Source organism: Protofrankia symbiont of Coriaria myrtifolia (assembly GCF_900634755.1).
GTDB lineage: Bacteria > Actinomycetota > Actinomycetes > Frankiales > Frankiaceae > Protofrankia > Protofrankia coriariae.
The window spans coordinates 1-4,351 of record NZ_CAAAFS010000347.1; the positions used below are offsets into that span (position 1 = coordinate 1).

5 protein-coding genes are annotated in these 4,351 nt (G+C 73.0%); all 5 read right to left on the reverse strand.

The window, feature by feature from the left end; genetic code table 11:
• Positions 1 to 24 precede the first annotated feature (24 nt).
• From CM1CMNOD_RS22600 to CM1CMNOD_RS20370, 5 genes are read right to left on the reverse strand one after another with little or no spacing between them, the layout of a single operon-like run.
• On the reverse strand, positions 25 to 2,229 hold the full coding sequence (locus CM1CMNOD_RS22600; RefSeq protein WP_013875475.1) for an FtsK/SpoIIIE domain-containing protein: 2,205 nt from the start codon (positions 2,227 to 2,229) through the stop codon (positions 25 to 27).
• Complete coding sequence (locus tag CM1CMNOD_RS20355; RefSeq protein WP_013875476.1) at positions 2,226 to 2,471, reverse strand: hypothetical protein; 246 nt, start codon at positions 2,469 to 2,471, stop codon at positions 2,226 to 2,228. The genes CM1CMNOD_RS22600 and CM1CMNOD_RS20355 overlap by 4 nt, the downstream gene beginning before the upstream one ends.
• On the reverse strand, positions 2,468 to 3,250 hold the full coding sequence (locus CM1CMNOD_RS20360) for a winged helix-turn-helix domain-containing protein (protein ID WP_013875477.1): 783 nt from the start codon (positions 3,248 to 3,250) through the stop codon (positions 2,468 to 2,470). The genes CM1CMNOD_RS20355 and CM1CMNOD_RS20360 overlap by 4 nt, the downstream gene beginning before the upstream one ends.
• Complete coding sequence (locus CM1CMNOD_RS20365) at positions 3,250 to 3,684, reverse strand: hypothetical protein (protein WP_043604190.1); 435 nt, start codon at positions 3,682 to 3,684, stop codon at positions 3,250 to 3,252. The genes CM1CMNOD_RS20360 and CM1CMNOD_RS20365 overlap by 1 nt, the downstream gene beginning before the upstream one ends.
• Before the next feature lie 41 nt (positions 3,685 to 3,725).
• Positions 3,726 to 4,283: a hypothetical protein gene (locus CM1CMNOD_RS20370; protein ID WP_013875479.1), complete on the reverse strand. Its 558-nt coding sequence runs from the start codon at positions 4,281 to 4,283 to the stop codon at positions 3,726 to 3,728.
• Between the last annotated feature and the right edge of the window lie 68 nt (positions 4,284 to 4,351).

Here is a 4,351-nt window from a genome sequence, read left to right on the forward strand (position 1 = left end):
GGGGTGGGGAAACTTCCCCGGGGGTCAGCCGCTCCCCTGATCACTTCCCTCGTCCCGACTGCTACGGAGAGTGATTGCCTGGTGGATGTCGTCGACGCGGATGACACTCTGACCCACCGACTTACTGATCTTGATGTGGTGGGTGGCGAGGGCCGCGCTGAGGGTTTGGAAGGTCCACTTCTGGTAGCGGGGATGGATCTCGGCGAGACGGGCGAGGACGACCGGGGTGCGGGTGCGGTCTTCTCCGCGCAGCGCGGCGGCGATGTCACTGAGCGGGTCGCGGTCCTCGGTCGGGTCACCAGTGGCGGTGCGGGTGGCGACCTGGGTGCGGCGGGCCTTGGCCCGGTCGGCAAGCGCGTCGGCGTCGGCATCGTTGATGAAGTGCGTCCGGATCGTCAGGGACGACGCGCCCGGCGGGAGCGGCACGCCGTCCCCGGCGACGACGAGGGTGCCTTTATCCAGGCCCTGACGCAGCTTGTGGGGAGCTGCGCCGCCGTTGACGGCCTTGTCGCCGAGCGCCATCTTGGCCTGGGCTTCGGTGCCCACGACCAGGGACGCGCGGATGTGGGCGCCTTCGCGGACCAGCTTGGGCAGGTTCTGATCCGTGGGGTCCTGGGTGCCCTGCCAGAGCAGGGCGTCGACCGCGCGGCCCTGGTTGTGCAGCTTGCGGGCGGCCGTGAAGTAGCGGGATGTGGCCTTGGTCCCGCCGTAGGGTCGCTTGAAGTCGTCGACGGCGGGGCACATGAACGCCACCTGCGCCTCGTCCACGATCACGATCAGCGGGTGGAACGTCGCACCGGCGCGGGTGGCCTCGTTGCGCCGTTCCATCTCGGTGACGGCGTCTTCGAGTATCTCGGTGGCCTGGACGACGTGGGTGTCGGTGGGGCCCTGGATCAGCCGGGTAGCGATGCCGTCGAACATCGCCCAGTCGCCCACACCCTTGAGATCAGCGATCCAGAACTCGACGGTGGGGTCCTGGGCGAGCCACAGCGCCAGGGCGCGCAGCGCGGCGGTCTTGCCCTGGTTCGACAGGCCGGTGATCAGTAGGTGCCGCTGGTACAGGCTGATCAACGCCGCGTCCCCGCGCAGGTCTTCGCCCCACGGGGCGCGGCCGGTGCGGTAGTCCGCGGACTGCTCCGGGTCGAGGACCAGCGGGGACGGGCCGATCGGCTCGTCGAGCGCGCCGGGGTCGGCGATCCACAGCCGGACCGTGCGGCGCAGTTCCGCGGGAATCGTGATGAACACCTCGTGTTCGTGCCGGCCGAGGTTCTCCGCCAGCTTGCGTCCCCGCTTCTGGATCTCCTCCGTGGACGTGCCCGAGGGCAGCGCCACGTCGACTTCCACCCCGCAGCCTGCGAGGGTGATCGGGCCGAGCATGCCCGCGCCGTAGTCCGGCATCGCCTTAATGCTTTTCCGCAGCTCGGCGTAACCGAGGTCACGGAGCGCGGTCACCACGATCGACGGGGTGATCTCCTCCCCGACCTGGACCCGCTGCCCGGCGGGCATCAACCGGGCCGGCAGGCTCGCCCCGTCCTGACCGGCCCGGCGGGTCAGCGCCAGCCAGCCCAGCACACCCCCGGCCCCGGCCAGCGGCACCGCCACCGTGACGGCGGTGACCAGAGCGTGCAGCAGCCAACCCAGGAATCTCCAGTAGTCCCCCCAGCCTGCGCCCAGCGGGTGCACGACGCCGACGACGATGCCGATACCGACCAGGGCGGTAGCGACGACCAGCACCAGGGCCACCGCCGACAGCCCAGCGGCCTTCAGCAGCACGGGGAGGTTCTGCACCCGCTGCCGGCGGGCGTCCTTCGCCGTGTGCAGCCGGTCGAGCCATTCCACCAGCTCCGCGGTGTCCCCACGGGCCCGCGCAGCGCGGATCTGCTCCCGGATCGCCGCGTGGGTAGCCGCGTCCACCGCCCGGCGCGCCAGCACCGCATGCCCTTGCAGAGACTGCACCGCCACCCGGCCGGTGGCACGCACAACCTCCTTCCCACCGGCCGGCAGGGCCGGCAGCGCGGGCCAGGCCACCGGCCGCCGCACAGGCACGGCGGTAGAACGCGGGGTCACAACCTGCCCATGCTGGTCGATCACCTCCCCGTCCAAAACCTCTCCGCCCGCCGGACGGACGCCGGTACCGGTGTCGATGTCGGTGGCCGGTGTCCACGGGCCGGTCAGCACCAGCCCACCAGCGCCGATGTCGGTGTACGCCTGTTCCGCCTGGTCGGTCACCGCGCACCACCTTTCACAGTCCAGCCGGGGATTGAGGAGTCGGTCAGGGGCCAGGACGAGCCGCCGAGCGGGGCGATCCCCGCGGCAGCGGACAGGGCGATCTCGACGCGTTCGACGGTGTCGACCAGGACGCAGACGGCCAGGCCCACGACCCGCAGGGCCAGCACCACGACGGCCAGCAGGGCCAGGCCGGCGGCGGCCCACCAGGGCAGGGAGCGCAGATCCGCGCGGATCCCGGTCATGCCGGCACCCCGCTCTGACGCAGTTCGGTGATGTACCGGCGGGCGGTGGTTGGGGACAGCCCGACCGCGGCGGCGAGATCCGCGGCGAGCTGCCGATCGCTGCGCGGGTCGTCCGCCGGCACCGCCGCCAGCTTGCGAGCCAGGTCCCGCCGGCCGGTCCCCCGCGCACCACCGGTGCCGCCGGTACCACCGGTATCCCGGGGGCCGATGGTGGTACCGGTACCGCGACGCGGCCCGGTCGGGCGTGGCACCGGTACCACTGCCGTGGATGGCTCCGGTGCCACGACTACGGATGGTTCCGGTACCGCTGGCTCCAGTGCCACCGTGGGGGATGGCTCCGGTGCCGCCACGGCTGGCGGGGTCGACGTCGGGACGGTGGTGAGCGCGGCGAACCGTTGCCGGTAGCGGGGCGCGGCCTCGGCAAGCAGGACCAGGACCACCGGCGGGATCGAGTGCGCGACGATCGCGCCCGGATCGCCCGACGCGGCGGCGTCCCACACGTTGAGCGTCCAGGTCGCGATCCCGCAGAACCAGCGCAGCCCGGTCGCCCACCCGTCGGGACGCTCCCCGTGCCGGGACAACGCCGCATCCGCTGTGATCGACACGAACAGGGCGATGTCCACGATCGGCGCGAGGAGCCACGCCTGCGGATCGGCGGTGCCGTGCCCGCGAGCGGCCGTGTGGACGTTCGCCAGGCTGTACACCGCGACCAGCCCGGCCACCAGCCACAGCCCGGCATCCAACGCCCGACCCAACCGGCGCGGCACCCCGCCGGCCATCACGCCACCGCCCCCACCGAAACCGGCCGACCCGGTCCACCACCGCGACGGGCCGTCCGCCGAGCCGCCACCGGCCGGGCGGCCCGGGCCAACGCCCGCTCCGCCGCACCCAGACCCGCCGGCCGATACGGGCGGCCCGCCAGATACCAGGCCGCGACCCGGTCCAGCGTCACCGCCGCCACCAGATCGAACACGTCCGCCAGCTCGTCACGAGGAGCGCCCGCCACACGGGCCTGGGCCTGCGCGACCCGCACCCGCGCCTCGACATCGACCGCGGCGGCGTAGGCGGTCACGGCAGCATCCCCGCCGCGGCGGCCGGCCAGCGTGGTCACCACCGCCCAGTGATCCGCCACCGCGGCCAGGTAGTCAGCCACCGCGACGGCGAACCGCTCCTGTGCACCCGGTACGGGAGCAGCCCCGGCACCGGTGGACACAGCGGTGCCCCTCGACCGGCACAGACTGACAGGCATGGTGGTCACTGGCCCGTCTCCATACCCGCGACCAGCGCACGAGCCTGACCGATCACGTCCGGGTCGGATAGCGGCGCCCACACCCGCACCGGAGAACCCGCCACCGTCGCGGACACCTCCACCGTCAGATCCTCGTCACCGAGGTCATGCCGCACGGCCGGCGGCCGGCCCAACAGGCGGGCCACCGCACGCAGATCCGCCCACCGGACCGCGTCGCGCTCCCCGGCCGAGGCATCCACCCTCCACCGGGCAGGGACAAGCGCCACAACCTGGTCCGGGTAGACATCGCTGACCGTCACGTGCAGAGACGCCCGCTCACCGACCAGTTCCACCAGCTCCGCCGCCGCCCGCAACGCACTCGCCATCCGCGCCGGCAGCGACACCCCGACACCACCCTCAGCGTCAGTGCCGGTACCGGTCTCGGACGCGACGGTCGCAGACTCCCGACGCGGCACCGGCCGCACCGGCGCTCCAGCCGGAACCGGCGGGTCCACCGGCGCCACCGCGGCGTGCAGCGCGTCCCGCACCACCGCTTCCCGTACCGCCGTCCGCTCACCGGCCATGACGCACCCCCCGCGACGTCTCCAACGACAGCTCTTCCGACTGCTGCGACCCGAACAGCGCCGTCGCC

Bases quoted from the DNA above. Each gene is read 5' to 3' on its own strand.
- CM1CMNOD_RS20370 (WP_013875479.1), bottom strand. From the start codon at position 4,283: ATGGCCGGTGAGCGGACGGCGGTACGGGAAGCGGTGGTGCGGGACGCG.
- CM1CMNOD_RS20360 (WP_013875477.1), bottom strand. From the start codon at position 3,250: ATGGCCGGCGGGGTGCCGCGCCGGTTGGGTCGGGCGTTGGATGCCGGG.
- CM1CMNOD_RS20355 (WP_013875476.1), bottom strand. From the start codon at position 2,471: ATGACCGGGATCCGCGCGGATCTGCGCTCCCTGCCCTGGTGGGCCGCC.